Origin of the sequence: Pseudomonas sp. CP4 (assembly GCF_047758505.1) — a bacterium.
In the GTDB taxonomy this organism is placed as follows: Bacteria; Pseudomonadota; Gammaproteobacteria; order Pseudomonadales; family Pseudomonadaceae; genus Aquipseudomonas; species Aquipseudomonas fluorescens_AO.
Genome location: NZ_CP180489.1, coordinates 2,305,093 through 2,330,950 on the forward strand (window position 1 = coordinate 2,305,093; position 25,858 = coordinate 2,330,950).

The window sequence follows — 25,858 nt, forward strand, 5'->3', positions numbered from 1 at the left end:
TTACGCCTTAAATTCGTGTTCTGAAGCAGGCCGCTGAGCGCCCTGCGAGAAAAACCGCCGATGACGCGTCACCGGCATGCGCGCCCGAATGGACGCTTGTTCATCGCTGTCGCGGGCGGCCAGCAACACCGCCTCGCCTTGATCCTGCTGGGCCAGCACACGCCCCCACGGGTCGACAATCGCCGCATGCCCGAAAGTCTCGCGTGGCCCCGGATGGCTGCCGCCCTGTGCCGCCGCCAAGATATAACACTGTGTTTCGATGGCCCGCGCGCGGATCAGTACATCCCAATGCGCGGCGCCGGTCACGGCAGTAAAGGCCGACGGTGCGGTAATCAACTCGGCACCGGCGGCACGCAATTCGCTGTACAGCTCCGGGAAGCGCAAGTCGTAACACACGCTCAGACCAACGCGCCCCACCGGCGTGTCCGCCACCACTACATTACCGCCATAAGCATAGTCATCTGATTCACGGTACCGGCCGCGATTGTCGGCGACATCGACATCGAACAGATGCAGCTTGTCATAGCGCGCGACAATCTCGCCGTGATCGTTGATCAACAACGAGCAGGCATTGGCTTTGGCCGTGGGTTGACCCAATGGTGGCAACGGCAATGTGCCGGCGACTATCCATAAGGTGAGGTCGCGGGCGGCCTGTTTCAACCAGGGCAGGATCGGCCCTTCGCCCAAGGCCTCGGCGCGACCGATATCGGCGACATCACGACGGCCCATGGCGGCGAAGTTTTCCGGCAGCACCGCGAGTTTCGCTCCGCTGGCGGCAGCCTGTTCAAGCAAGCGTCGGGCCTGGGCCAGATTGGCCGGCACGTCGCTCTGGCTGACCATTTGAATCACCGCTAAAGACATGGCGAACTCCCAAAGAGGTATTTGGCCATGCTACTCCATCGCTTCAACGCCGGGCCGCTCAAAAAGGCTTGTCGAAGGTGATTTTCGGCTCTTTCCATGGCCCTTTGACGGTGTACTTGACGCTGGCGAAGCGCGCGACGCGGTCACCGATCAGCTTGTCGATGAGGAACAGCGCGCCGCCGACCGCCGGTGCGCCGACGAGCAGCGCGGCGATCGGCAGGTTGTTGGTCACCGGCAGTGTCACCAGCAATTTCGCATCGACCTTGTCGTCGACCAGATCCAGCGTGCCGTCCAATTCCAGATTGCTTGAAGGCCCGGTCAGGCGAATCGGCTCTCGGGTGACGTAGACGCCATTGTTCGCCACCAGCAAGCCTTTGACCCGATCGTAGCTCAAGCCCTTGCCGAACAGGTCGGAGAAGTCCAGACGCAGGCGCCGGCCGATTGAGTTGAAGTTGAGCAGGCCGAACACCCGCAGCGCCTGCGCGCCGCCCTCCACTTCAACGAACTGGCCCTTGTTCAGCGAGGCGTCAAGGGTGCCGGAGAAGCGCTTGGTCGCCAGCCACGCCGGCGAGCCTGGCCAACGTCCATCGACATCCATGTGGAATTCTTCACTGGTGACGCTCGGCGCAAAGCCCCAGCCTTTGAGCACGTCAGCCAGATTCTTGCCGCCAATACGCCCCTTGTACCAACTGCTGGTCGCACCCGGGGTGCCTTCCCAGCCGCCGTTGCCTTGCAGGAGGATGCCCTTGAGGCCCATGTCGAGGTTGTTCAGGGCAATGCCTTTGGCAGTCGGCCGCACTTTCAGCGACCAGCCACCGACCAGATCGGGGCCGAGGAACAACTGATTGAGGGTGATATCCAGCGCCGGGATTTTCGTCGGATCGACCGACGCCAATGGATCGGGCGCATTCTCGTCGGCCTGCACCGCCGGGTCCGGCGCCGGCAGTTTCACGTATTGCAGATTCACCGCGATCGGCATGCCCTTGACGTCCGGCAGGCTGGCCGTGCCCTTGGCCTGCTGGCTGTCGAGGGCGAGATTCCATGCGCCGGGCTTGCGATTGATCTGCACCGAGGCCTGATCCAGTGTGGTGCCGAGCGCGGTCAATTTGCCGACCTTGATGTCAGCGCTGCTGAGCAACTGTTTGGCGCTGCCGCCCGGATCCTGCCCGGCGTATTTATTCGCCAGTTCCTGCCACGGCGCAACGTCCAGCTCTGACAGCACCCCACGAATGCGCAGACCCTTGGCGCCCGGCAACACCGCTTCGCCAGCGCCGAGGAACAGTTCGCCACGGCCATCGGCGAAATTGCTCGGCGGCGCAGCAAAAGTGAAATTGGCCAGTTGATCGTAATTGACCCAGTACCGCCGCTCCTGCCCTTGCAAGGTCATGCGGAACACCGTGTCCCGCCCGACATCGGCGGCCATGCCGAAGGGCGCCGGCAGATCCACTGCCACGCCTTTGAGGCTGGAGCTGACCAGCAACTGGCTGTCTGCCCCGGAAAGATTCAGCTGCAACTGATACGGAATCGTCCCGGACACCGGCAACGGCTGGGTCACGCCCAGCCAGTCGGTGAGCTTTTTCACTTCGACCTGCCCCGACGCCGCCACCCGGGTCTTGATCTGGTTGGCGCTGCCATCGGCGAAGATCTGCGCAGTGACCGGTTTGTCGAAGGCCCGTGCAGAGATGTTCTGGCCGCTCAGGCCTTTGTTACTGTCGAAGCGGAAATCGCCCTTGAGCTGGCTCAGTTCCAGTTTCGGCTCAGCCAGTTTCAGCCGCGCATTGGCGGTCTTGAAATCAACGAGGATTTTCGGCTGTTCGCCCTTGGCCAACGGAATATCCAGTTTGAGCTTGCCGTTCAGATCACCAGCGCCTTCCCAACCGGCGAAGGTTTCGCCAGTGCCGATCGGCGCGTCCTGAAGAATCTTCAAGCCATCGCCCAGGCCACCGGCAAACGCGCCATCGAGCAACAGATGGCTGTTCTGCCCGGCCGGTACGTGAGGAATATTGACGAAGACATCGCTGACTTGGGTATCGAGCAACTGGCCTTTGCTGGCCCAGATGCGCACGCCGCTGTCTTCGATGAACACATCGCCGCTGACCTTGCTCACGTGCGGCCAGCCCGGCTGAAAGGCCAATTCGGCATCATGTACCTTGAAGAACAGGCTGATACTGCGATCAGCCTCGCCGGCATTCTTGCTCAGCGAGCCCTGATACTGGAAGAAACCCTGATCCACCGCGCCTTTGAGGATCGCTGTGCGCAGCCACTCATCAAGCGCCGGGCTCAACACCGCCGGCAGATATTTCGCGGTATAGCGGCCGTCGCCATCGACCAGACCAACGCGCAGGTCCATGTAGTCTTCCTGGCTATGGTCGAAGTGCAGGCGGATGAGGAAGTCACCGGCAATCTTGCCCTCCTCGCCCAGCACCTTCAGGTACGGCGCAATCAGGGTGAAGCCATCCTTGTCGAGCTTCCACGTCAGCCGCGCATTGGCCTGCAGGTATTGCCATGGCTTGGCGAAAATCGGATCGAGGTGCAGGACGAAATCCTTGCTGTCGAGGCGCAATTCGCCGCCGTCGAGATTGCCGCTAAGGCTGCCGCTGACATTTCGCGCCGCCGGAGCGCCGTGATAGGCATCGAAACCGACGTTGTCGAGGTTGGCGGCAAAGCCGAATTTGTTGCCGTCGGCGGCGGTCGGACGGAAGTCCAGCAGGACATTGCGCAGTCCGCCGGTGACCTTCAAACGCTCGACCACCGTGGCGAAACTCTGCGGCAGCGGCCCCAGCGCATTGATCAGCGGCGTGATCGGGGTCAGATCGAGGCGATCGGCCTGCAAGTGCCAGAGCTCTTCCGCCTTGGCGCTGGCCCGGGTCTGCTGTACCTGCACGCGGGATTCCCAGCGGGTTTCGCCAAAACTCATCGCCAGCGAATCAAGAGTGACCTTCACCCCCTCGGCGGTGTTGCGGTAATAGGCGTTGAGCGCCAGATTATTGATCTGGATCGGCTTGCGCTCGGCGTAGGCACCAGTCACTTGCGGTGCATTCAGGCGCAACGCAGCGCTCTGCAATGCGCCTTCGGCCCAATCGACCCAGAGTTCGCCGCCGGCCTTGATCTCGGAAAAATTCCATTGCTGGGTCAGGCGTTCGGGGAGCCATTTCGACCAGTCGCTTTGCGGCAGGCTGGCATAACCCTCGATGGCGCTGTTCTGCCATTGATCAGGACGCAATTGGGTCTTCAGGCTCAGCGCCACTGGCTGGCCATCGGGCAGCGTCAGACGCGCGTCGAGACGCTGGCGGCTCGCGCCGGTACGCAGATTGAGGCCGACATAGGTGAGCGTCATGGGCGGGTGGTCGAGCGGTTGCAGGGTCACCTGACTATCGAGCACCGACAGTTGCTTGATCATCTGCGAGCGCTGGAACAGTTGTGCCGCATCGAACGGCTGATCCTTCTGCACCGGCAGACCTTCCAGCGCCCAGGTGCCGTCTTCGGCTTCCTTGAGGCTGATCTTCAAACCATTGAGTTCGATATGTGCGAGGCGCACCTCGCGGGCGAGCACACTGGCCCAGAGGTCCGGTACCACCCGCACACGATCGAGGCGCAGCGCATTGGCGCCGTCGCCGACCATCACGTCGTGGGCCAGCAGAATCGGTGCGAAACCGCTCCAGTTGCCTTCCAGCTCACCGATCTGCAAGGGCATGCCGAGGGCGGCGCTGGCCTTGTCTTCGATGTCGGCGCGGTATTCCGCTACCAGCGGCGTCAGCTCGCGGCCGAGGCTGACGTACAGCGCCATCAACACCAGAACCAACGCGCACAGGCCCAGCCCCCAACGGGTGAGTGCGGCCAATATGCGTGTCAGACGTTCCATGTCAGTTGGCTCCCATGGCAAAAATACTGCGAAAAGCTGAGGCCAGCCGCGTTGAATGAAGGGTGATGCAGGGCTTCAGAGCAGCACCACGTCATATTGTTCCTGGGAATACATGGTTTCCACCTGGAAGCGTATGGTGCGGCCGATAAAGCCTTCAAGCTCGGCGACGTTACCGGATTCTTCGTCAAGCAGGCGATCCACCACTTTCTGGTTGGCCAGTACCCGATAACCCTCGGCCTGATAGGCCCGGGCCTCGCGCAGGATCTCGCGGAAGATCTCGTAACAGATGGTTTCGGCAGTCTTCAGTTTGCCGCGTCCCTGACAACTGCTGCACGGCTCGCACAGCACCTGTTCAAGACTTTCACGGGTGCGCTTGCGGGTCATCTGCACCAGGCCCAACTCGGTGATGCCGATGATGTTGGTCTTGGCGTGATCGCGCTCCAGCTGTTTCTCCAGAGTGCGCAGGACCTGCCGCTGATGCTCCTCATCTTCCATGTCGATGAAGTCGATGATGATGATCCCGCCGAGGTTGCGCAGGCGCATTTGCCGGGCAATCGCCGTGGCCGCTTCGAGATTGGTCTTGAAAATGGTTTCTTCGAGATTGCGATGGCCGACGAACGCCCCGGTGTTGACGTCGATGGTGGTCATGGCTTCCGCCGGATCGATCACCAGATAACCGCCGGACTTGAGCGGCACCTTGCGCTCCAGCGCACGCTGGATTTCGTCTTCGACACCGTAGAGGTCGAAGATCGGTCGCTCACCCGGATAGTGTTCCAGACGATCGGCGATTTCCGGCATCAGTTCGGCGACGAATTGCGTGGTTTTCTGGAAGGTTTCCCGCGAGTCAATGCGAATTTTCTCGATCTTCGGATTGACCAGGTCACGCAGAGTACGCAGGGCCAGGCCTAGGTCTTCATAGATCACGCTGGGCGCAGCGATGGTCTTGATCTGCTCGTTGATCTGGTCCCAGAGACGCCGCAGGTAGCGGATGTCCATGAGGATTTCATCAGCGCCCGCGCCTTCAGCGGCCGTGCGCAGAATGAAGCCGCCGGCCTCCTTGATACCTTCTTTGGCCACGCAATCGCTGACCACCTGCTTGAGGCGCTCGCGCTCGGCTTCGTCTTCGATCTTCAGGGAAATGCCGACGTGGGCGGTGCGCGGCATGTACACCAGATAACGCGAAGGGATCGACAGTTGCGTGGTCAGACGTGCGCCTTTGGAGCCGATCGGATCCTTGGTGACTTGTACCACCAGGCTCTGGCCCTCGTGCACCAGCGAACTGATGCTTTCCACGGCCGGGCCTTCACGCAGGGAAATTTCGGCGGCATGAATGAAAGCCGCGCGATCGAGGCCAATGTCGACAAATGCTGCCTGCATGCCCGGCAGGACGCGCACGATCTTGCCTTTATAGATGTTGCCGACGATCCCGCGTTTCTGCGTGCGCTCAACGTGGACTTCTTGCAGCACACCGTTTTCGACCACCGCCACGCGCGACTCCATCGGCGTGATGTTGATCAGAATCTCTTCACTCATGGCAGGATCTCGTTCAGGCATGTTCACGATAGTGGCCGCATCTGGATTCGTACGACGCTCAGGGCGTGTTCAGGTTTTGCCAACAGGGTATGCCGAAATGGCCCAACGCCTCGCAGGTTTCGCACAGCGGCAGGCCGACCACCGCCGAATAGCTGCCTTCGAGCCCGGCGACAAACACCGCGCCCAGGCCCTGAATGCCATAGCCGCCGGCCTTGTCGCGCGGTTCGCCACTGGCCCAGTAGGCGCCGGCCTCTTCGCGACTGATGGTGCGGAAACGCACGCGGCTGCGCACCACCCGCGACTCGCAGCGCTCACCTTCAAGCACGGCGATGGCGGTCAGCACTTCGTGTTCGTTGCCGGACAACATCATCAGCATGGCGCATGCGTCGGCTTCGTCCACCGGTTTGCCAAGTATTTTGCCGTCGAGCACCACAGCGGTGTCGGCGCCAAGCACGCAGAACGGCTGGCCAGAGACGACCGAGCGGCGCCCGGCCTCAGCCTTGCCACGCGCGAGGCGCTCGACATAGGCCGAAGGGGATTCTTCAGGAAGCGGGGTTTCGTCGATGTCTGCACTGATGGCGGAAAAGCGCACGCCGATCTGCGTGAGCAATTCACGGCGACGCGGTGAGCCGGAGGCGAGGTAAAGCAGTTTCATCAAAACATCTCCCTGTTCAGTGCCCTGCTTCACCGGCTCAATAGATTCTGTAGCGTCGGCACATCCCGCGCAGGGCGAAGCTGACCCACGGCCAGAGCAAGGCACTGACCAGCGCCGGCAAGACCAGCGCCAGGGTTGGCTGACGGTTGCCGGTCAGAGCGCTGAGCCACAGTTGCGCCAATTGTGCGAGGCCGAAGATCACCAGGATCACCAGGCACTGCTGCCACATCGGGAACATGCGCAGGCGCTGCTGCAACGACAATACAAGGAAGGTAATCAGGGTCAGGATCAGCGCGTTCTGCCCGAGCAGGTCGCCCTGCAGGACATCTTCGGCCAGTCCCAGACAGAACGCCGTCACCATGCCAACCGTGTGCGGCATGTACAGCGCCCAAAACGTCACGAGCAAGGCCAGCCACAGCGGGCGAAGGATTTCCATGAAGATCGGCAACGGTGAAACGCTGAGCAGGATGCCAACGAAGAACGTCAGCCAGATCATCCAGCCGTTTCCGGATTTTTTCGCGCCGACCATTATTCTCGTCCCCCGGTAGTCGCTGGCGGTTTCGCCGGTGGTTTGCTGGTGGCCGGTGGTTTGGCAGCGGCCGGAGCGGCAGCGGGCGGCTTGCTCGCGGCGGGCTTGGCTGGCGTGGCGGCAGGCGATGCGGCTTCAGTGGCCGGCGCTGCGGTAGCGGTCGATGGCGTGGCAGGCATGATCAACGGTTTCGGCACGCTGGCCGGCAACATCGGGCCACCGCCGTGGGCATCGAGCTGTTCTTGGGCTTGGGCCGCGTCATTGGCGCGTTCCTCGGCAGTGCGGCTGTCGCTGAACACCAGCAGCAGGTAGCGACTGCGGTTCAGGGCGGCTGTGGGCACGGCGCGGACGATAGCGAACGGTTGGCCGGAATCGTGGATGACCTCTTTTACCGTCGCCACCGGATAACCGGCCGGGAATCGCTGGCCGAGGCCGGAGCTGACCAGCAGATCGCCTTCCTTGATGTCCGCCGTGTCGGCGACATGACGCAATTCCAGGCGCTCCGGGTTGCCGGTGCCACTGGCAATCGCGCGCAGACCGTTACGGTTCACCTGTACGGGAATGCTGTGGGTAGTGTCGGTCAGCAGCAGGACACGCGAGGTGTACGGCATCAATTCAACCACCTGGCCCATCAACCCGCGGGCATCGAGCACCGGTTGGCCGAGCACCACGCCGTCGCGCTCACCTTTGTTGATGATGATGCGATGGGTGAAGGGGTTGGGGTCCATGCCGATCAGCTCGGCCACTTCGACCTTTTCATTGACCAGTGCGGAGGAGTTGAGCAACTCGCGCAGCCGAACGTTCTGCTCGGTCAGGGCCGCGAGCTTTTGCATGCGTCCCTGCAACAGCAGGTTTTCGGTCTTGAGTTTTTCGTTTTCGGCGACGAGCTCGGTGCGGCTGCCGAACTGACTGGCGACCCCTTCCCACAAGCGGCCGGGCAGGTCCGTAATCCAGTAGGCATCCATGAGCACCAGCGACGCTTGCTTGCGCGCGGGTTTGAGCAGGTCGAAACGTGCATCGACCACCATCAGTGCGACCGCGAGCACGGCCAGCACCAACAGGCGCACGCCCAACGAAGGGCCTTTGGTGAAAAGCGGTTTAATAAGCCGCTCCTCCCAGGCAAATGTTCTGTTTATTCATACGGCATCAAACCGGCCTGGATGAAGACTGACAGAAGATAAACGCCAACAGGCAGCACTGCAAAGTGCTGCCTGTGCGTTCACCCACGTATTGCATTCGAAGCTTATTCGCTCGAAAGCAGATCCATGGTGTGCTTATCCATCATTTCCAGCGCACGGCCACCGCCGCGAGCAACGCAAGTCAGCGGGTCTTCGGCAACGATCACCGGCAGACCGGTTTCCTGGGCCAGCAACTTGTCGAGGTCACGCAGCAGCGCGCCACCACCGGTCAGCACCAGGCCACGCTCGGCGATGTCGGAGGCCAGTTCCGGCGGCGATTGCTCCAGCGCGCTTTTCACCGCCTGAACGATGGTTGCCAGCGACTCTTGCAGAGCCTCGAGCACTTCGTTGGAGTTCAGGGTGAATGCGCGTGGAACGCCTTCGGCCAGGTTGCGACCGCGAACATCGACTTCGCGTACTTCGCCGCCCGGGTAGGCGGTACCGATTTCCTGCTTGATGCGCTCAGCGGTGGATTCACCGATCAGGCTGCCGTAGTTGCGGCGCACATAAGTGATGATCGCTTCGTCGAAACGGTCGCCGCCGACACGTACGGATTCGGCGTAAACCACACCGTTCAGGGAGATCAGGGCGATTTCGGTGGTACCACCACCGATGTCCACGACCATCGAACCGCGCGCTTCTTCAACCGGCAGACCGGCACCGATCGCAGCAGCCATCGGCTCTTCGATCAGGAACACTTCACGGGCACCGGCGCCAAGGGCCGATTCACGGATGGCACGACGCTCAACCTGGGTGGACTTGCATGGAACGCAGATCAGCACTCGTGGGCTGGGCTGCAGGAAACTGTTTTCGTGAACCTTGTTGATAAAGTACTGCAGCATCTTTTCGCAGACGCTGAAGTCGGCGATCACGCCGTCCTTCATCGGACGAATGGCAGCAATGTTGCCCGGCGTACGGCCAAGCATGCGCTTGGCCTCGGTGCCGACAGCGACGACACTTTTCTGGTTACCGTGTGTCCGAATGGCCACAACCGATGGCTCATTCAGGACGATACCGCGCTCGCGCACGTAAATAAGGGTGTTGGCAGTGCCCAGGTCAATGGAAAGATCGCTGGAAAACATGCCACGCAGTTTCTTGAACATGGGAAAGGGACCCTAGGCAACGCGTGGGTAAAAAAGTGCGGCAAACTCTAACAACGACAGGGATTTTGGGCAAGGCGCCAATATGTTAAATTGGCCGCTTTTCTGTGCACCAAGCCCCACAATCGCGGCCTTATGACCGTAGAAGTGCGGTAGTGTTCCGACAATCTAACACACGGACGCCGTCCGTTCTGTTTTCCACTGGAGAATCCCGATGGCGCTAGAACGCTCCGACGTGGAAAAAATCGCGCATCTGGCCTGCCTTGGCCTCAACGATGCCGATCTTCCGCACATTACTTCCGCCCTCAACAGCATTCTCGGGCTGGTCGACGAAATGCAGGCCGTTGATACCGACGGTATCGAGCCGCTGGCCCACCCTTTGGAAGCCAGTCAGCGCCTGCGCGCCGACGTGGTAACCGAGACGAATAACCGCGAGGCCTACCAGTCCATCGCACCAGCGGTCGAAAACGGCCTGTATCTGGTTCCGAAAGTCATCGACTAAAGGGAAAGAGCCTGCAATGCATCAAATGACTCTGGCCGAGATCGCCCGCGGTCTCGCCGATAAAAAGTTTTCCTCCGAAGAGCTGACCAAAGTCCTGCTGGCGCGTATTACCCAGCTCGATCCGCAGCTCAACAGTTTCATCAGCCTCACCGAGGATCTGGCCATCGAGCAGGCGAAAGCCGCCGATGCGCGCCGGGCCAATGGTGAGAGCGGCGCCCTGCTCGGCGCGCCGATCGCCCACAAGGATCTGTTCTGCACCCAGGGCATCCGCACCAGCTGCGGCTCGAAGATGCTCGACAATTTCAAGGCTCCCTACGACGCCACCGTAGTCGCGAAACTGGCCGCTGCCGGCGCGGTGACTCTGGGCAAGACCAACATGGACGAATTCGCCATGGGTTCGGCCAACGAGTCGAGCTGGTACGGCGCCGTGAAAAACCCGTGGAACCTGGAACACGTGCCAGGCGGTTCGTCCGGTGGCTCGGCGGCGGCGGTTGCCGCTCGTCTTTTGCCAGCGGCCACGGCCACTGACACCGGCGGTTCGATCCGTCAGCCGGCGGCGTTCACCAACCTCACCGGCCTGAAGCCGACCTACGGTCGCGTTTCGCGCTGGGGCATGATTGCCTACGCGTCCAGCCTCGATCAGGGCGGCCCGTTGGCGCGCACGGCCGAAGACTGCGCGATCCTCCTGCAAGGCATGGCCGGCCTCGACCCGAATGACTCCACCAGCATCGATGAGCCAGTCCCGGATTACTCCGCCAGCCTCGGCGAGTCGCTGCAAGGCCTGCGCATCGGCGTGCCGAAGGAATACTTCAGCGCCGGTCTCGACCCGCGCATTGCCGAGCTGATCCAGAACAGCATCCAGCAGTTGCAGAAGCTCGGTGCGGTGATCAAGGAAATCAGCCTGCCGAACATGCAGCACGCCATTCCGGCCTACTACGTGATCGCCCCGGCAGAAGCGTCTTCCAACCTGTCGCGTTTCGACGGCGTGCGTTTCGGCCATCGCTGCGAGAACCCGGAAAACCTCATCGACCTGTACAAGCGCTCCCGTGGCGAAGGCTTCGGCGCCGAAGTACAGCGCCGGATCATGGTCGGTGCCTACGCGCTGTCCGCCGGTTACTACGACGCTTACTACCTGAAAGCGCAAAAGATCCGTCGTCTGGTGAAGAACGACTTCATGGCTGCCTTCAATGAAGTCGACATCATCCTCGGCCCGACCACGCCGAACCCGGCGTGGAAACTCGGCGCGAAGAACAGCGACCCGGTCGCTGCCTATCTGGAAGACGTCTACACCATCACCGCCAACCTCGCCGGCCTGCCGGGCCTGTCGATGCCGGCCGGTTTTGTCGACGGTCTGCCGGTGGGCGTGCAGTTGCTCGCGCCGTATTTCCAGGAAGGTCGCCTGCTCAATGTGGCGCACCAGTACCAGCTCAATACCGACTGGCACACCCGCACCCCAACCGGCTTCTGAGGAGACACACATGCAATGGGAAGTCGTGATCGGGCTGGAGATTCACACTCAGCTCACCACCCGGTCGAAAATCTTTTCCGGTAGTTCCACCACGTTCGGTTCCGAGCCGAACACTCAGGCCAGTCTGATCGACCTGGGCATGCCCGGTGTGCTGCCGGTGCTCAACCAGGAAGCGGTGCGCATGGCGGTGATGTTCGGTCTGGCGATTGACGCCGAGATCGGCCAGCACAACGTGTTCGCCCGCAAGAACTACTTCTACCCGGACCTGCCGAAGGGCTATCAGATCAGCCAGATGGAATTGCCGATCGTTGGCAAAGGCCACCTGGACATCGCCCTGGAAGACGGCACGGTCAAACGCGTCGGCATTACCCGCGCGCACCTGGAAGAAGATGCCGGCAAGAGCCTGCACGAAGAATTCAACGGTGCCACCGGCATCGACCTGAACCGTGCCGGCACGCCGCTGCTGGAAATCGTTTCCGAGCCGGACATGCGCAGCGCCAAGGAAGCCGTGGCTTACGTCAAGGCGATCCACGCGCTGGTGCGCTACCTGGGCATTTGCGACGGCAACATGGCCGAAGGCTCGCTGCGTTGCGACTGCAACGTCTCGGTACGGCCGAAAGGCCAGGTCGAGTTCGGTACCCGCTGCGAGATCAAGAACGTCAACTCGTTCCGCTTCATCGAGAAGGCGATCAACTCGGAAATCCAGCGTCAGATCGAGCTGATCGAAGACGGCGGCAAGGTCATCCAGCAGACCCGCCTGTACGACCCGAACAAGGACGAAACCCGTCCGATGCGTTCGAAAGAGGAAGCCAACGACTACCGTTACTTCCCCGATCCGGACCTGCTGCCGGTGGTCATCGAAGAGTCGTTTCTCGGTGAAGTGCGCGCGACTCTGCCGGAACTGCCACCGCAAAAACGCGAACGCTTCCAGAGCCAGTTCGGTCTGTCGGCCTACGACGCCAACGTGCTGGCCACCAGCCGTGAGCAGGCGGACTACTTCGAGAAAGTCGCGGCCATCGGTGGCGACGCGAAACTGGCGGCGAACTGGGTGATGGTCGAGTTGGGCAGCCTGCTCAACAAGCAGGGCCTGGACATCGAGGATTCGCCGGTGTCCGCCGAGCAACTGGGCGGCATGCTACAGCGCATCAAGGACAACACCATCTCCGGCAAGATCGCCAAGGTGGTGTTCGAAGCGATGGCCAACGGCGAAGGCAGTGCTGACGAGATCATCGAAAAGCGCGGCCTCAAGCAAGTCACCGACACCGGCGCGATCTCGGCCGTGCTCGATGAAATGCTCGCGGCCAACGCCGAACAGGTCGAACAGTACCGCGCGGCAGACGAAGCCAAACGCGGCAAGATGTTCGGTTTCTTCGTCGGCCAGGCCATGAAAGCCTCCAAAGGCAAAGCCAACCCGCAGCAGGTGAACGAACTGCTGAAAAGCAAGCTCGAAGGCTGACCACCAATGGAGCCAGATCCAAAGCCTGGCTCCATCCCCTGTGGAAGGGACCTGTGGCGAGGGGATTTATCCCCGTTGGGCCGCGAAGCGGCCCCAATTGCTGAGCTTGATTTGCACCAGATAAATCGAGTTTTCAGTTTTGGGACTGCTGCGCAGTCCAACGGGGATAAATCCCCTCACCACAGGTCAATCCTACATTTGATCCGGGATACCTTTGAATGAAGCGCCTGTTTTTGAGCAGCGCCCTGCTCTCTCTGCTGGCCGGTTGCGCCAGTACCGACACCATCGACCCGCACGGTTACGACCAGACCGGCGTCGCCTCCTATTACGGAGCCAAACATCACGGTAAACGCACTGCCAGCGGCGAAGCGTTCAACCAGCATTCCCTGACCGCCGCCCACCGCCAGTTGCCATTCGGCACGCGGGTGAAGGTCACCAACCTGAAAAACGACGAATCGGTCGTGGTCCGCATCAACGACCGGGGCCCGCACACCCGTGGCCGATTGATCGATCTGTCACGCGAGGCCGCCGACGAAATCGGCATGCTGCGCAGCGGCACCGCCCGGGTACGCGTGCAGGCCCTCGACTGATGGAGCGCCGACCATTTTCGGACTAGCTGATCTGCCGCTGATCAACGTCATCGAATTGCTCAGTGGCCTGTGTCTTTTGCTCATCGGCGCCGAGCTGATGGTGCGCGCCGCCGTGCGTCTGGCCGAGCGTCTGCATGTGCGCCCGCTGATCATTGGCCTGACCATCGTCGCTCTCGGGAGCAGCGCCCCGCAAATGGCGGTGAGCCTGCAAGCGGCGCTGTCCGACAACCCCGACATCGCCGTCGGCAGCGTGGTCGGCAGCGGCATCTTCAACATCCTTGTAACCCTTGGCCTGTCGGCACTGATCATCCCGCTGCGCGTGTCGCGGCAACTGGTGCGCCTGGACATCCCGCTGATGATCGGCGCCAGCCTGTTGGTATTCATCCTCGCCTGGAACAAGGACATCGGGCGTTTCGACGGCGTGCTGCTGCTCGGCGCTTTGGCGTTGTACCTCGGCTTGCTGTTTCGCCAGTCGCGACACTCGACGCGACCGCATACAGAACCACCCACCGAGACGCAGCAATCCTGGCTGATCAGTGGGCTGATGATTCTCGCTGGCCTGGCCATGCTGGTGTTCGCCGGGCGTCTGCTGCTTGGCGCCGCCGTGGTCGTGGCCACCGACTTGGGCCTGTCGGAACGGGTCATCGGTCTGACCGTGGTCGCGGTCGGCACTTCGCTACCCGAACTGGCGACTTCGCTGATCGCTGCGTTGCGCGGACAGCGCGACATTGCCGTGGGCAACGTGATCGGCGCCAACCTGTTCAACCTGCTCGGGGTGCTCGGGCTGACCGCCCTACTCGCACCGACGCCGCTTTCCGTTTCCCCGAATGCGCTGGATTTCGACTTGCCGGTGATGCTCGGCGTCGCGGCGCTGTGCCTGCCGGTGTTCTATTCCGGCTACCGCGTGACCCGGGCCGAAGGCTTGCTGCTGCTTGGTTTGTATCTGGTCTACGGGCTGCATGTGGTGTCGTTCACCACCGGCATGCCGCTGGCCGGCAGACTCGAGCGCTTGATGCTGTTTTATGTCCTGCCGGCGCTGCTGACGTTTCTGTTGTTCACGTCGATCCGCGCCTGGCGTCGCCAACACCACAAAAGAGATGTGCCATGAACGAGTCGAAGCAGTCCGGGGTTGAAATCCGTCGTCAGGTCATGGGCGATGCCTTCGTTGATCGCGCCTTGGGCAACGCCACCGAGTTCACCCAGCCGTTGCAGGATTTCGTCAATGAACACGCCTGGGGCGGGGTGTGGAACCGCGAAGGTCTGTCGCTGAAAACCCGCAGCCTGATTACCCTCGCCGCGCTGACCGCGTTGAAGTGTCCGCAAGAGTTGAAGGGCCACGTACGCGGCGCGTTGAACAATGGCTGCACGGTGGAGGAGATTCGCGAAGCCCTGCTGCATTGCGCGGTGTATGCCGGCGTGCCGGCGGCGATCGATGCGTTTCGCGCGGCGCAGGAAGTGATCGACAGCTACCAGAAACCGCAGTGACCGCCTTCGCGAGCAGGCTCGCTCCCACATTTGCAATGCGTTTCCCTGTGGGAGCGAGCCTGCTCGCGAAGAGGCCCTGCCAGACACCGCAAATCCTTGATCAGATCCACCCACCCCACTGCAACACAAAGATCCCGACGTTGGTGGTAATCGCCGCCATCAACGTGGTCAGCACAATGATCGCCGCCGCCAGCTCATGATTGCCCTGTGCCGCCCGGGCCATGACGAAACTTGCCGCCGCCGTCGGGCTGCCAAAGTAGAGAAAGAGAATCCCCAACTCCGCCCCGCGAAAGCCCCACAACCACGCGCCCACGGTTGCCAGTAACGGCAGACCGACCATTTTCACCAGGCTGGAACTGAGCGCCATCTTGCCGCTCTTGCGCAACGCCGCCAGTGACAGCGTGCCACCGATACAAATCAGTGCCAACGGCAAAGTGGTCTGCGCCAGATACTGGCCGGAGGTTTCCAGCCAACCCGGCAAACCGATCTTGAAATAGGCGAACGGGGCCGCCGCAATCACGCTGATGATCAGCGGGTTGCTGAACACGCTTTTGCAGATGCTCCACGGATCGGACTTGATCACCGGGCTGTATACGGCCAGCACAATGGTCGACAGCGTGTTGTAGAACAGGATCACCAGCGCCGCCAGAATCGCCCCGAGCGAAATGCCGTAATCGCCGTACATGCTTGCAGCGAGCGCCAGGCCGATCACGCCGTTGTTGCCGCGAAACGCGCCCTGGGTGTAGATGCCGCGATCTTCACGCGGACACTTGAAAATTGCCCAGCCCCAGGCCACGGCGAAACTCACCAGGGTGGCGAGGGAAAAGTAGATCAGTAGCGAAGGTTGCAGCGCGGCGTGCAGGTCAGCGTGGAGGATGCCGAGAAACAGCAATGCCGGCATCGTGACGTTGAACACCAGCGATGAGGCGGTGTGGATGAAGTTGTCGTTGATCCAGTCGATGCGCTTGAGCAGCACACCGAGAAACAGCATGGCAAACACCGGCGCGGTGATGTTCAGGGTTTCAAGAAAGATTGCCAGCATGCCGGGGAGCCTTGGGTGAGCGTCGATAGGGGGCTAATGATAAGCCACTTTCGCCCTGATCGTTCCCACGCTCTGCGTGGGAACGATCACAGGCACCGCAAGTCCTTCGGCGTCTGGCAGATCGCTTTCGCGAGCAGGCTAACTCCCACATTTGCAATGCATTTCCCTGTGGGAGCGAGCCTGCTCGCGAAGAACGATGACGCGGTCTCAGGTAATCGGCGCCGGGTTGAACAAGGTGATGTCGTTATGCAGCTTGTGCTTCTCCGCCCAGGTCTGTTGCTTGCCACTGGCAACGTCCAGGTAATAGTGGAACAACTCCCAGCCGAGCTCTTCGATGGTCGCGCGCCCGGTAGCAATGCGGCCGGCGTCGATGTCGATCAGGTCCGGCCAGCGCTGCGCCAGTTCGGTCCGCGTCGATACCTTGACCACCGGCGCCATGGCCAGCCCGTATGGCGTGCCCCGACCGGTAGTGAACACGTGCAGGTTCATCCCCGCCGCCAGTTGCAACGTACCGCAGACAAAATCGCTGGCTGGCGTCGCGCAGAAAATCAGCCCCTTCTGCTTGAAACGCTCGCCTGGTCCGAGCACGCCGTTGATCGCGCTGCTGCCGGACTTGACGATCGAGCCCAGGGACTTCTCGACAATGTTCGACAACCCGCCCTTCTTGTTGCCGGGCGTGGTGTTGGCGCTGCGATCGGCTTCGCCCTTGGCCAGGTAACGATCGTACCAGTCCATCTCCCGTACCAGCTCTTCGGCGACGGTTTGCGTTTGCGCCCGCGACGTCAGCAGGTAGATCGCATCGCGCACTTCGGTGACTTCGGAAAACATCACCGTCGCCCCCGCACGCAACAGCAAGTCTGAGGCATAACCCAGCGCCGGGTTGGCGGTGATGCCGGAGAACGCGTCGCTGCCGCCGCACTGCATACCGAGAATCAGCTCGGAGGCCGGCACGGTTTCGCGGCGGCGCTGGTCGAGCTTCTTCAGGCGCACTTCGGCCAGTTCCATGATCTGCTCGATCATTTCGGTGAAGCCGTGACTGGAATCCTGCAAGCGGTACAGCCACGGATCGCTGAGATCCACCGAGGCATCGTCCTCGTGCATCACTTGCCCGGCCTGCAATTTCTCGCAGCCCAGACCGATCACCAGCGCCTCGCCGCCCAGGTTCGGGTTGCGCGCCAGATTGCGCACGGTACGAATCGGGATATAGGCGTCGGTCGCGGTGATCGCCACACCGCAGCCATAACTGTGGGTCAGTGCCACCACGTCATCGACGTGCGGGTACTTCGGCAGCAGCTCTTCCTTGATGCGCTTGACCGCGTGATCGAGCACGCCGGTGACGCACTGCACGGTCGTAGTGATGCCGAGAATGTTGCGCGTGCCGACAGTGCCGTCGGCGTTGCGATAACCCTCGAACGTGAAGCCTTCCAGCGGTGCCTGCGCATCCGGCACATCGGTGGACAGCGGCAAGCTGTCCAGCGGTGGCGCGGTCGGCATGCGCAGTTGATCTTCCTTGACCCAACTGCCGCGACGGATCGGCTGCAAGGCGTAGCCGATGATCTGCCCGTAACGAATCACCGGGCCGCCTTCGGGAATATCCTCCAGGGTGACCTTGTGGCTCTGCGGTACGAAATCCAGGGTGACCAGGCCGTCGGCGAACTCGGTACCGGCCGGTACGCCCTGATCGTTGACCACCACTACAACGTTGTCCCGCTCGTGCAGGCGGATGTAGCGCGGCGAGTCGGAATGTTCAATCAACTGCATGACGCCGCTCCTCAGGAATGCGCTTGAGACAAATTGCCGGTGGCTTCATTGCCGCCCTTGGCTGGCGGCTCTTTCAAGACCACACGCTTGATCGGGCCGACGATCACCAGGTAGCTGAACACCGCCACCAGTGCGTTGGCACCGACAAACACCAGCGCCCATTTGAACGAACCGGTGGAGCTGATGATGTAGCCAATCACGATCGGCGTGGTGATCGAAGCGATGTTGCCGAAGGTGTTGAACAGGCCACCGCTCAGACCGGCGATCTGTTTCGGCGAAGTGTCGGAAACCACCGCCCAGCCCAGTGCACCCACGCCTTTGCCAAAGAATGCCAGCGCCATGAAGCCCACGACCATCCATTCCACGTCAACATAGTTGCACGCAACGATGCTGCTAGACACCAGCAGACCAGCGATGATCGGCGCCTTGCGGGCGAAAGTCAGCGAGTGGCCCTTGCGCAGCAGGTAATCGGAAATCACCCCGCCGAGCACACCGCCGATAAAGCCGCAGATCGCCGGCAACGAAGCGATGAAACCGGCCTTGAGAATGGTCATGCCACGCTCTTGCACCAGGTACACCGGGAACCAGGTCAGGAAGAAGTAGGTGATGCCGTTGATGCAGTACTGGCCCAGATACACGCCAAGCATCATGCGGTTGGTCAGCAACTGACGGATGTAGTCCCACTTCGGCCCATCGGCTTTTTTGCCTTTGTTCTGGTCCATGTCGACCATGCCGCCGTTGTCAGCGATGAAGTTGACTTCAGCTTCGTTGGCCATCGGGTGTTGGCGCGGGCTGTGGATAACCTTCAGCCACACCAGCGAGAAGATGATGCCCAGAATCCCCATGACGATGAACACGTGCTCCCAGCCGAAGCTGTAGACGATCCAGCCCATCAGCGGCGCGAACAACACGGTGGCAAAGTATTGCGCCGAGTTGAAGATCGCCGAAGCGGTGCCGCGTTCAGCGGTCGGGAACCACGCCGCCACGATGCGCGCGTTGCCGGGGAACGATGGCGCTTCGGCCAGGCCCACGAGGAAACGCAGCATGAACAGCGCAACCACTGCCGTGGACATGCCGAATTCACCGACGAAGCCTTGCAGCACGGTGAACAGCGACCAGGTGAAAATGCTCAGGGCGTAGACTTTTTTCGAGCCGAAGCGATCGAGCAGCCAGCCACCGGGAATTTGCCCGGCGACGTAGGCCCAACCGAATGCGGAGAAGATGTAGCCGAGGGTAACGGCGTCAATGCCAAGGTCCTTTTGCAGGCTGGAGCCGGCAATGGCGATCGTGGCACGGTCGGCGTAATTGATCGTGGTCACCAGAAACAGCATGAGCAGGATCAAATAGCGGACGTGAGTCGGCTTGGAGGATTGCATGCAGATGTACTCCCACTGATTATTTTTATGCGGGTAAAACATTCTTTGGTCTTTGTGGGAGCTGGCTTGCCAGCGATGGCATCAGCGCGGCGTGCCTGAAGCACCGCGTTGCCCGAATCGCTGGCAAGCCAGCTCCCACAGGTATTGCGTGTATCAGGAACCGATGTAGGCAGTCTTCACGACCGTGTAGAACTCTTGTGCATAGCGGCCCTGCTCACGCGAGCCGTAGGACGAGCCTTTACGGCCACCGAACGGGACGTGGTAATCCACACCGGCGGTCGGCAGGTTGACCATCACCATCCCGGCCTGGGAGTGGCGCTTGAAGTGGTTGGCGTACTTCAGCGAAGTGGTCGCGATGCCGGCCGACAAGCCGAATTCGGTGTCGTTGGCCATCGCCAGCGCGGTTTCGTAATCGGCCACGCGAACGATGTTGGCCACTGGGCCGAAGATCTCTTCGCGGCTGATACGCATTGACGCTTCACTGTCGGCGAACAGGGTCGGCGCGAGGAAGTAGCCCTCGGTGTCGCATGTCACCACACCACCGCCGCTGACCAGACGCGCACCTTCGGACTGGCCGATGTCGATGTACTTCATGTCCTGCTCAAGCTGCGCCTGGGAGACCACCGGACCGATGTCGGTGCCGGCCTTCAGCGCGTGGCCGACCTTGATCGACTTCATGCGCTCGGCCATGGCTTCGACGAATTTGTCGTGGATCCCGGCAGTCACGATCAAGCGGCTCGACGCTGTGCAACGCTGGCCGGTGGAGTAGAACGCGCTCTGCACCGACAGCTCGACCGCTTGCTTGAGGTCGGCGTCGTCGAGAATGATTTGCGGGTTCTTGCCGCCCATTTCCAGTTGCACTTTGGCCTGGCGCGAAACGCAGTTCACGGCGATCTGACGACCAACGCCCACCGAACCGGTGAAGCTGATGCCGTCGACTTTCGGGCTGTTGACCAACGCCTCGCCAACCACGCGACCGCTGCCCATCACCAGGTTGAACACACCGGCCGGGAAACCTGCGCGGGAGATGATTTCCGCCAGCGCCCAGGCGCAGCCCGGCACCAGATCGGCAGGCTTGAGCACTACGCAGTTGCCGTAGGCCAGGGCCGGAGCAATTTTCCATGCCGGGATGGCGATCGGGAAGTTCCACGGGGTGATCAGACCGACCACGCCCAGTGCTTCGCGAGTGACTTCAACGTTGACGCCCGGGCGTACCGACGGCACGTAGTCACCGGACAGACGCAGGCACTCACCGGCGAAGAACTTGAAAATGTTGCCGGCGCGGGTCACTTCACCGATCGCTTCCGGCAGGGTCTTGCCCTCCTCACGGGCCAACAGCGTGCCGAGCTCTTCGCGACGGGCGAGGATCTCGCTGCCGACCTTATCCAGCGAATCGTGACGGGCCTGAATGCCCGAAGTGGAGTACGCCGGGAACGCAGCGCGCGCAGCGTCGATGGCGGCGTTGACCTGGCTCAGGTCGGCCTTGGCGTAGTCGCCGATGGTGTCGCTGAGTTCGGACGGGTTGATGTTGGCCGAGTAATCGGCACCGGCGACCCATTCGCCATTGATGTAGTTGTCGTAGCGTTTTGCAGTTGTCACAGGGCAGCCCTCAACTCTAAAAGCCTTCACGCAAAAAGCCGCTGATTGCTCAGCGGCCTCGCTTTTCTCGTTTATTGCGCGCCTTGCTTGTCGATCAGCGCGGCGAGCATTTCGTACTCTTCGCCGGTCAGGTCGGTCAGCGGCGCACGCACCGGACCTGCGTCATAGCCGGCGATTTTTGCACCTGCCTTGACGATGCTCACGGCGTAACCGGCCTTGCGGTTGCGGATGTCCAGGTACGGCAGGAAGAAGTCGTCGATGATCTTGCCGACGGTGGCGTGATCTTCGCGAGCGATCGCGTGGTAGAAGTCCATCGCGGTTTTCGGGATGAAGTTGAACACCGCCGAGGAGTACACCGGCACGCCCAACGCCTTGTAGGCAGCGGCGTAGACTTCGGCGGTCGGCAAACCACCCAGGTAGCTGAAGCGATCACCAAGGCGGCGACGGATCGACACCATCAACTCGATATCGCCCAGGCCATCCTTGTAGCCGATCAGGTTCGGGCAGCGCTCGGCCAGACGCTCCAGCAGCGGCGCGGTGAGGCGGCAGACGTTGCGGTTGTAGACGACCACGCCAATCTTCACCGACTTGCACACGGCTTCTACGTGCGCGGCAACACCGTCCTGGCTTGCTTCGGTCAGGTAGTGCGGCAGCAGCAGCAGGCCTTTGGCGCCCAGACGCTCGGCTTCCTGAGCGTACTCGATGGCCTGGCGGGTCGAACCACCGACGCCGGCGAGGATCGGAACGCTGGTTGCGCAGGTGTCGACGGCGGTCTTGATGATTTCCGAATATTCGCTGGCGGCCAGGGAGAAGAACTCACCGGTGCCGCCGGCAGCGAACAGAGCCGAAGCGCCATACGGAGCCAGCCATTCCAGGCGTTTGATGTAGCCCGCGCGGTTGAAATCGCCCTGCGCGTTGAAATCGGTCACCGGGAAAGACAGCAGGCCGGCAGAGAGGATGGACTTCAGTTCTTGTGGATTCATTATTCGAACACCCTGGTAGCAACGTTTTATTGTGAGTGGACCGTTCAGCCTTCGCCGAAGTTGTAGGTCATCGTACAACTTAAAAGATAACCGTCAACTGCATTTCATCGTTGCCAGCGATTTTTTGTCGGACAAAATCGCTTTTTGCGCTTGCTGAAATCGCTGGAAGGCCCGTCCTTGAAGCCTTCGCTGGCGGAAATATCTGGTCTGGATTCGTTTAATTGCGAGGGGACGAGCCGCTCCTAAAATACGTCGACTGCCACGAAGGATCGTGGCGGACCACTCAAAGGAAGCTGTTATGTCGATGCACTTTGCCGCCCCTACCCTCTCCCACACCGCCCCTGCTCAAGACGATTGCGTGACGCTTCAGCTCTCGCAGATGCCGGATATCCTCACCGTACAGGTGCCGGATTCCAGCGATTTCGCAGCGAACTGGAGCGTTTACGCGATTCTCGGCAGTGATGGAGAAGAACCCGAATGGGAAGGTGATGAGGTGGACACCGGCGCCTGGGACGACGCCGAGGATGAAATGGAAAAGCTGCTCGACATCGAGGTGCAGTTGCCGAAAGAGGCGCTTCAACCGTACCTGAACCGCGAGGTGGAGCTGCGCTACAAGTTTCGTGATGAGTCGAGTATGGAGCCGTATTCGCGGGCGTTGAGGCTGCGGGTCGAGGCGTAAGCATTTCCGCGTTTGAGGCCTGACCGTTGGTCGGGACTGGTATTTCTTACAGGTGCGCCCTCCCCAGACATTCAGATTAGATCAGCGGGTGAGGTGAGAACATCCCCTCATCATCCGTCCATTTCAATTTCGAGAAGGAACATCGATATGAGTTCTCAAACAAAAGTGCTCGCTGCCCCAAACGTCAAAGACGCCAACAACAATCAGTTGAAGCTAAGTGCGATCAAGGGGGATGCTGTTACGGTCCACATCCATGCATTCCCTCCAGCTATTACCGACGGAAGCAGGATCAAACTCTTTACAAAAATGGGCAATGCCGAGGACTTTGCGGAGAGCACTGTCACCACCGTCCCCAGCATCATTGAGTTGAAAGTCCGCAAGAGTTTTTTTGAAGAAAACCTGGCATCGGCCTCAAGCGCGACGTTTCATTACACCGCTGCAAACGTCGGAGGAGCCGAAGAGACTTCCGAGAAAATTATCTTGACAGTCGTCAATTAAGACTATCGCTCAATTTCACGCCTGCGCCTGCGCCTCTTCATGGGCCTGGCGCAGTCTTTCGCGGCTGTTGGTCAGGTGCAATCTCATCGCCGCACGCGCTGCATCGGAATCCTGTCGGGCAATTGCGTCGTAGATTTCTTCGTGCTCACGGCTCAGACGGCCCATGTAGTGCTGTTGATCGTCGTGGGCCAGGCGCGCCGAGTTCAGCCGGGTACGCGGAATGATGCTGGTGCCCAGGTGGGTCATGATGTCGGTGAAATAGCGGTTGCCGGTGGACAGGGCGATTTCCAGGTGGAAAGCGAAGTCCGACGACACCGCATCGCTGGCATGGGAGGCGCTTTCGTTCAGAGCGTCGAGGGCGGCGCGCATGGTTGCCAGTTGTTCGGGGCTGCGGCGTTGCGCGGCGAGGCCGGCGGATTCGACTTCGAGGCTGATGCGCAATTCGAGAATTGCCAGCACGTCACGCAGAGTGACGACGGTGGCCGGGTCGATGCGGAAACCGCTCGGGCTCGGCGTGTCGAGGACAAAGGTGCCGATGCCGTGGCGGGTTTCCACCTGGCCGGCGGCCTGCAGACGGGAAATCGCCTCGCGGACCACGGTGCGGCTGACGCCATGGGCTTCCATGATCGCCGACTCGGTGGGCAATTTGTCGCCACGTTTGAGCAGGCCATCACGGATCTGCTCGCTCAACACCGTCACCAATTCCTGGGCGAGGCTACGGCGCTTGCGGGGGAGGCGCGGGGTGTCGATCAGCTTTTCCATGATTTGTATCTTGTCTCGAAAGTTCGGCTTGGCGCCATCATAGCTCAAGCGGGTTGTACGATCACCGGGCAGATCACATTACCCCACTGTGGGAGCGAGCCTGCTCGCGAAAGCAGTGGTTCAGACGACAGATTCGTCGACCGATATGGCCCCTTCGCGAGCAGGCTCGCTCCCACAGGTGAGTGTTCAGACAGTTATGGCCTGTTCGACCAGACGACCGCTGTCGATCCGCACATGCCGTGGATGGAATCGTTTCAAACTGCTTCGATGACCGACGCTGACAATGCTCAACCCTGGAATCTCATCGATCAGCGCCTGGTACAAGGTCGCTTCGTCTTCTTCATCCATCGCCGAAGTCGCTTCGTCCATGTACAGCCATTGCGGTGCATAGAGAAGTGCACGGGCGAAAGCCAAGCGTTGCTGCTCACCCGGCGAGAGCATGCGCTGCCAGTGATTGGCCTCATCGAGCCGCCCGAGCAGATGTGGCAAACGGCAGGTTTCCAGCACCTGTGCATAACGCTCCGGCGCATAGGTGTCACCGGGTTGTGGATAACTCAGCGCCTCACGCAATGTACCGATGGGCAGATAAGGCTTCTGCGGCAGGAACAGATAACGCGCTGCCGGCAAACGAATATTGCCGTGGCCCGCCGGCCACAAATGCCCCATCGCCCGCAGCAGTGTCGACTTGCCGCTTCCGGAACGGCCGCTGAGCATCACGCGCTCACCCGGCTCCACAGTCATGTCGGCGTCGGTCAGCAAATGACGTCCATCGGCCAGATCCAGGCCGAGGCTGTGCACCTGCAATTCGCTGCCCTGGTTCTGCACATCGATGGCGGGCACGCGCTCCTCGTTGTTGCTCATGGCATTGCGGAAACTCAGCAGACGATCGCAAGTGGCGCGCCACTCGGCCAGATCCTGGTAAGCGCTGATGAACCAACTGAAGTTCTCCTGCACATTGCCGAACGCCGAGTTGATTTGCATCAGCTCACCCAGCTCGATCTTGCCGCTGAAATAACGTGGCGCGGCAACAATGAACGGGAAAATGATCGCGATCTGCCCATAGCCCGAAGTAAAGAACGTCAGGCGCTTGGACACGCGCATGATGTCCCAGAAGTTATGCCAGACCAGCCCGAAACGATTGCTCAAGCGCCGATTTTCATTCGGCTCGCCGTTGTACAACGCGATGCTTTCAGCATTTTCGCGCACCCGCACCATTGAGAAACGCAGGTCGGCTTCGAAACGCTGCTGGTTGTTGTTCAAGTCGATCAGACGTCGGCCGATCAAATGCGTCAGCCAACTGCCGACCGCCGCATAGACCAGTGCACACCAGAACATGTAGCCGGGAACAGTGAAACCGAACACCTCGATGCTGCCGGAGACGCCCCACAGAATGATCGAGAACGACACCAGACTGACGACCGTACGGATCAAGCCCAAGCCAAGCGCCAGTGTGTTCGCAGTGAATTTATTAAGGTCTTCGGAGATTCGCTGGTCCGGGTTATCGGTGTAACCGCCCTGCTCCAGCTGGTAGTAATTCTTGTGTTCAAGCCACCGGGTGAAGTGCTTTTCGGTCAGCCACGCCCGCCAGCGAATGGTCAGCATCTGCGTCAGATACTGGCGATACACCGCAGCAAGAATCGCCACAGCGGCAATACCGCAGAAATACAGGATCAACTGCCAGAACGCCGCCTCATCCTTTTTCTGCAGGGCGTTATAGAAATCCTTGTACCAACTGTTCAACCACACCGCGATCCATACGCTGAACAGCGTCAGCGCGATCACGGCAATCAGCAACGTCCAGGCCTTGCCCTTCTCTTCGCTGCGCCAGTAAGGCGTGGTCATCGCCCAGACTTTGCGAAAAAACTGCCCGCGCACAGCATCGTTGACCGCGGAATATTCAGCGTTCTGATTCATGGATAAGGCTCGATATAGAAAACAA

Annotated in this window: 22 protein-coding genes; 8 read left to right on the top strand and 14 right to left on the bottom strand. The window is 60.8% G+C overall.

The window, feature by feature from the left end; genetic code table 11:
• The 7 genes from ACMYUN_RS10385 to mreB all read right to left on the bottom strand — a co-directional run bounded on the left by ACMYUN_RS10385 (position 1) and on the right by mreB (position 9,721).
• The gene (locus tag ACMYUN_RS10385) at positions 1–861 is read right to left on the bottom strand and encodes a carbon-nitrogen hydrolase family protein (protein WP_415763637.1); all 861 of its coding nucleotides are present in this window, start codon (positions 859–861) and stop codon (positions 1–3) included.
• A 58-nt stretch (positions 862–919) separates the two neighbouring features.
• Entirely contained in the window at positions 920–4,723 is a 3,804-nt protein-coding gene (locus ACMYUN_RS10390) for a YhdP family protein (RefSeq protein ID WP_415763638.1), read from the bottom strand.
• A gap of 75 nt (positions 4,724–4,798) precedes the next feature.
• A complete protein-coding gene (gene rng / locus ACMYUN_RS10395; protein ID WP_016771696.1) occupies positions 4,799–6,256 on the bottom strand; it encodes a ribonuclease G in 1,458 nt (485 codons plus the stop codon).
• A 58-nt stretch (positions 6,257–6,314) separates the two neighbouring features.
• Entirely contained in the window at positions 6,315–6,911 is a 597-nt protein-coding gene (locus tag ACMYUN_RS10400; RefSeq protein ID WP_129999936.1) for a Maf family protein, read from the bottom strand.
• A gap of 37 nt (positions 6,912–6,948) precedes the next feature.
• The gene (gene mreD, locus ACMYUN_RS10405; protein WP_024011608.1) at positions 6,949–7,440 is read right to left on the bottom strand and encodes a rod shape-determining protein MreD; all 492 of its coding nucleotides are present in this window, start codon (positions 7,438–7,440) and stop codon (positions 6,949–6,951) included.
• Positions 7,440–8,507, bottom strand: coding sequence for a rod shape-determining protein MreC (gene mreC, locus ACMYUN_RS10410; RefSeq protein WP_415763967.1), 1,068 nt, complete (start codon positions 8,505–8,507; stop codon positions 7,440–7,442). The genes mreD and mreC overlap by 1 nt, the downstream gene beginning before the upstream one ends.
• 176 nt (positions 8,508–8,683) lie before the next feature.
• Positions 8,684–9,721: a rod shape-determining protein MreB gene (gene mreB, locus ACMYUN_RS10415; RefSeq protein ID WP_002555108.1), complete on the bottom strand. Its 1,038-nt coding sequence runs from the start codon at positions 9,719–9,721 to the stop codon at positions 8,684–8,686.
• A 211-nt stretch (positions 9,722–9,932) separates the two neighbouring features.
• Between mreB and gatC the strand changes: the two genes are divergently transcribed.
• From gatC to ACMYUN_RS10445, 6 genes are all read left to right on the top strand, one after another.
• Positions 9,933–10,220: an Asp-tRNA(Asn)/Glu-tRNA(Gln) amidotransferase subunit GatC gene (gene gatC / locus ACMYUN_RS10420; protein ID WP_024011606.1), complete on the top strand. Its 288-nt coding sequence runs from the start codon at positions 9,933–9,935 to the stop codon at positions 10,218–10,220.
• 16 nt (positions 10,221–10,236) lie between these two features.
• Positions 10,237–11,688, top strand: coding sequence for an Asp-tRNA(Asn)/Glu-tRNA(Gln) amidotransferase subunit GatA (gatA, locus tag ACMYUN_RS10425; RefSeq protein WP_415763639.1), 1,452 nt, complete (start codon positions 10,237–10,239; stop codon positions 11,686–11,688).
• Between the two features lie 10 nt (positions 11,689–11,698).
• Positions 11,699–13,144, top strand: coding sequence for an Asp-tRNA(Asn)/Glu-tRNA(Gln) amidotransferase subunit GatB (gatB, locus tag ACMYUN_RS10430; RefSeq protein WP_016771702.1), 1,446 nt, complete (start codon positions 11,699–11,701; stop codon positions 13,142–13,144).
• Positions 13,145–13,362: 218 nt separating this feature from the next.
• Entirely contained in the window at positions 13,363–13,734 is a 372-nt protein-coding gene (locus tag ACMYUN_RS10435; RefSeq protein WP_016771703.1) for a septal ring lytic transglycosylase RlpA family protein, read from the top strand.
• Between the two features lie 97 nt (positions 13,735–13,831).
• Complete coding sequence (locus ACMYUN_RS10440; RefSeq protein WP_052269099.1) at positions 13,832–14,842, top strand: calcium/sodium antiporter; 1,011 nt, start codon at positions 13,832–13,834, stop codon at positions 14,840–14,842.
• Positions 14,839–15,219: a carboxymuconolactone decarboxylase family protein gene (locus ACMYUN_RS10445; RefSeq protein ID WP_039759431.1), complete on the top strand. Its 381-nt coding sequence runs from the start codon at positions 14,839–14,841 to the stop codon at positions 15,217–15,219. Before ACMYUN_RS10440 ends, ACMYUN_RS10445 begins: the two co-directional genes overlap by 4 nt.
• 100 nt (positions 15,220–15,319) lie before the next feature.
• Here the strand turns inward: ACMYUN_RS10445 and ACMYUN_RS10450 are convergent, their stop codons facing one another.
• The 5 genes from ACMYUN_RS10450 to kdgD form a co-directional block, all read right to left on the bottom strand.
• Complete coding sequence (locus ACMYUN_RS10450) at positions 15,320–16,261, bottom strand: AEC family transporter (protein WP_039759433.1); 942 nt, start codon at positions 16,259–16,261, stop codon at positions 15,320–15,322.
• A gap of 207 nt (positions 16,262–16,468) precedes the next feature.
• A complete protein-coding gene (gene garD, locus ACMYUN_RS10455; RefSeq protein ID WP_415763640.1) occupies positions 16,469–18,022 on the bottom strand; it encodes a galactarate dehydratase in 1,554 nt (517 codons plus the stop codon).
• 11 nt (positions 18,023–18,033) lie between these two features.
• Positions 18,034–19,398 carry an MFS transporter gene (locus ACMYUN_RS10460; protein ID WP_039759710.1) on the bottom strand — a complete coding sequence of 455 codons (1,365 nt, stop codon included), beginning with the start codon at positions 19,396–19,398 and terminating at the stop codon, positions 18,034–18,036.
• Between the two features lie 153 nt (positions 19,399–19,551).
• Entirely contained in the window at positions 19,552–20,997 is a 1,446-nt protein-coding gene (locus tag ACMYUN_RS10465) for an aldehyde dehydrogenase family protein (RefSeq protein WP_129999941.1), read from the bottom strand.
• Between the two features lie 71 nt (positions 20,998–21,068).
• The gene (gene kdgD, locus ACMYUN_RS10470; protein WP_039759443.1) at positions 21,069–21,980 is read right to left on the bottom strand and encodes a 5-dehydro-4-deoxyglucarate dehydratase; all 912 of its coding nucleotides are present in this window, start codon (positions 21,978–21,980) and stop codon (positions 21,069–21,071) included.
• A gap of 298 nt (positions 21,981–22,278) precedes the next feature.
• Here kdgD and ACMYUN_RS10475 point away from each other — a divergent pair, with 298 nt between their 5' ends.
• Both ACMYUN_RS10475 and ACMYUN_RS10480 read left to right on the top strand, forming a co-directional pair.
• Positions 22,279–22,659, top strand: a complete 381-nt coding sequence (locus tag ACMYUN_RS10475) for a hypothetical protein (protein ID WP_415763641.1) — start codon at positions 22,279–22,281, stop codon at positions 22,657–22,659.
• A 147-nt stretch (positions 22,660–22,806) separates the two neighbouring features.
• Positions 22,807–23,157 carry a hypothetical protein gene (locus tag ACMYUN_RS10480; protein ID WP_415763642.1) on the top strand — a complete coding sequence of 117 codons (351 nt, stop codon included), beginning with the start codon at positions 22,807–22,809 and terminating at the stop codon, positions 23,155–23,157.
• Positions 23,158–23,172: 15 nt separating this feature from the next.
• Here ACMYUN_RS10480 and ACMYUN_RS10485 read toward each other — a convergent pair whose 3' ends face one another.
• On the bottom strand, positions 23,173–23,919 hold the full coding sequence (locus ACMYUN_RS10485; RefSeq protein ID WP_415763643.1) for a FadR/GntR family transcriptional regulator: 747 nt from the start codon (positions 23,917–23,919) through the stop codon (positions 23,173–23,175).
• 186 nt (positions 23,920–24,105) lie between these two features.
• On the bottom strand, positions 24,106–25,833 hold the full coding sequence (locus ACMYUN_RS10490; protein ID WP_129999944.1) for an ABC transporter ATP-binding protein/permease: 1,728 nt from the start codon (positions 25,831–25,833) through the stop codon (positions 24,106–24,108).
• Between the last annotated feature and the right edge of the window lie 25 nt (positions 25,834–25,858).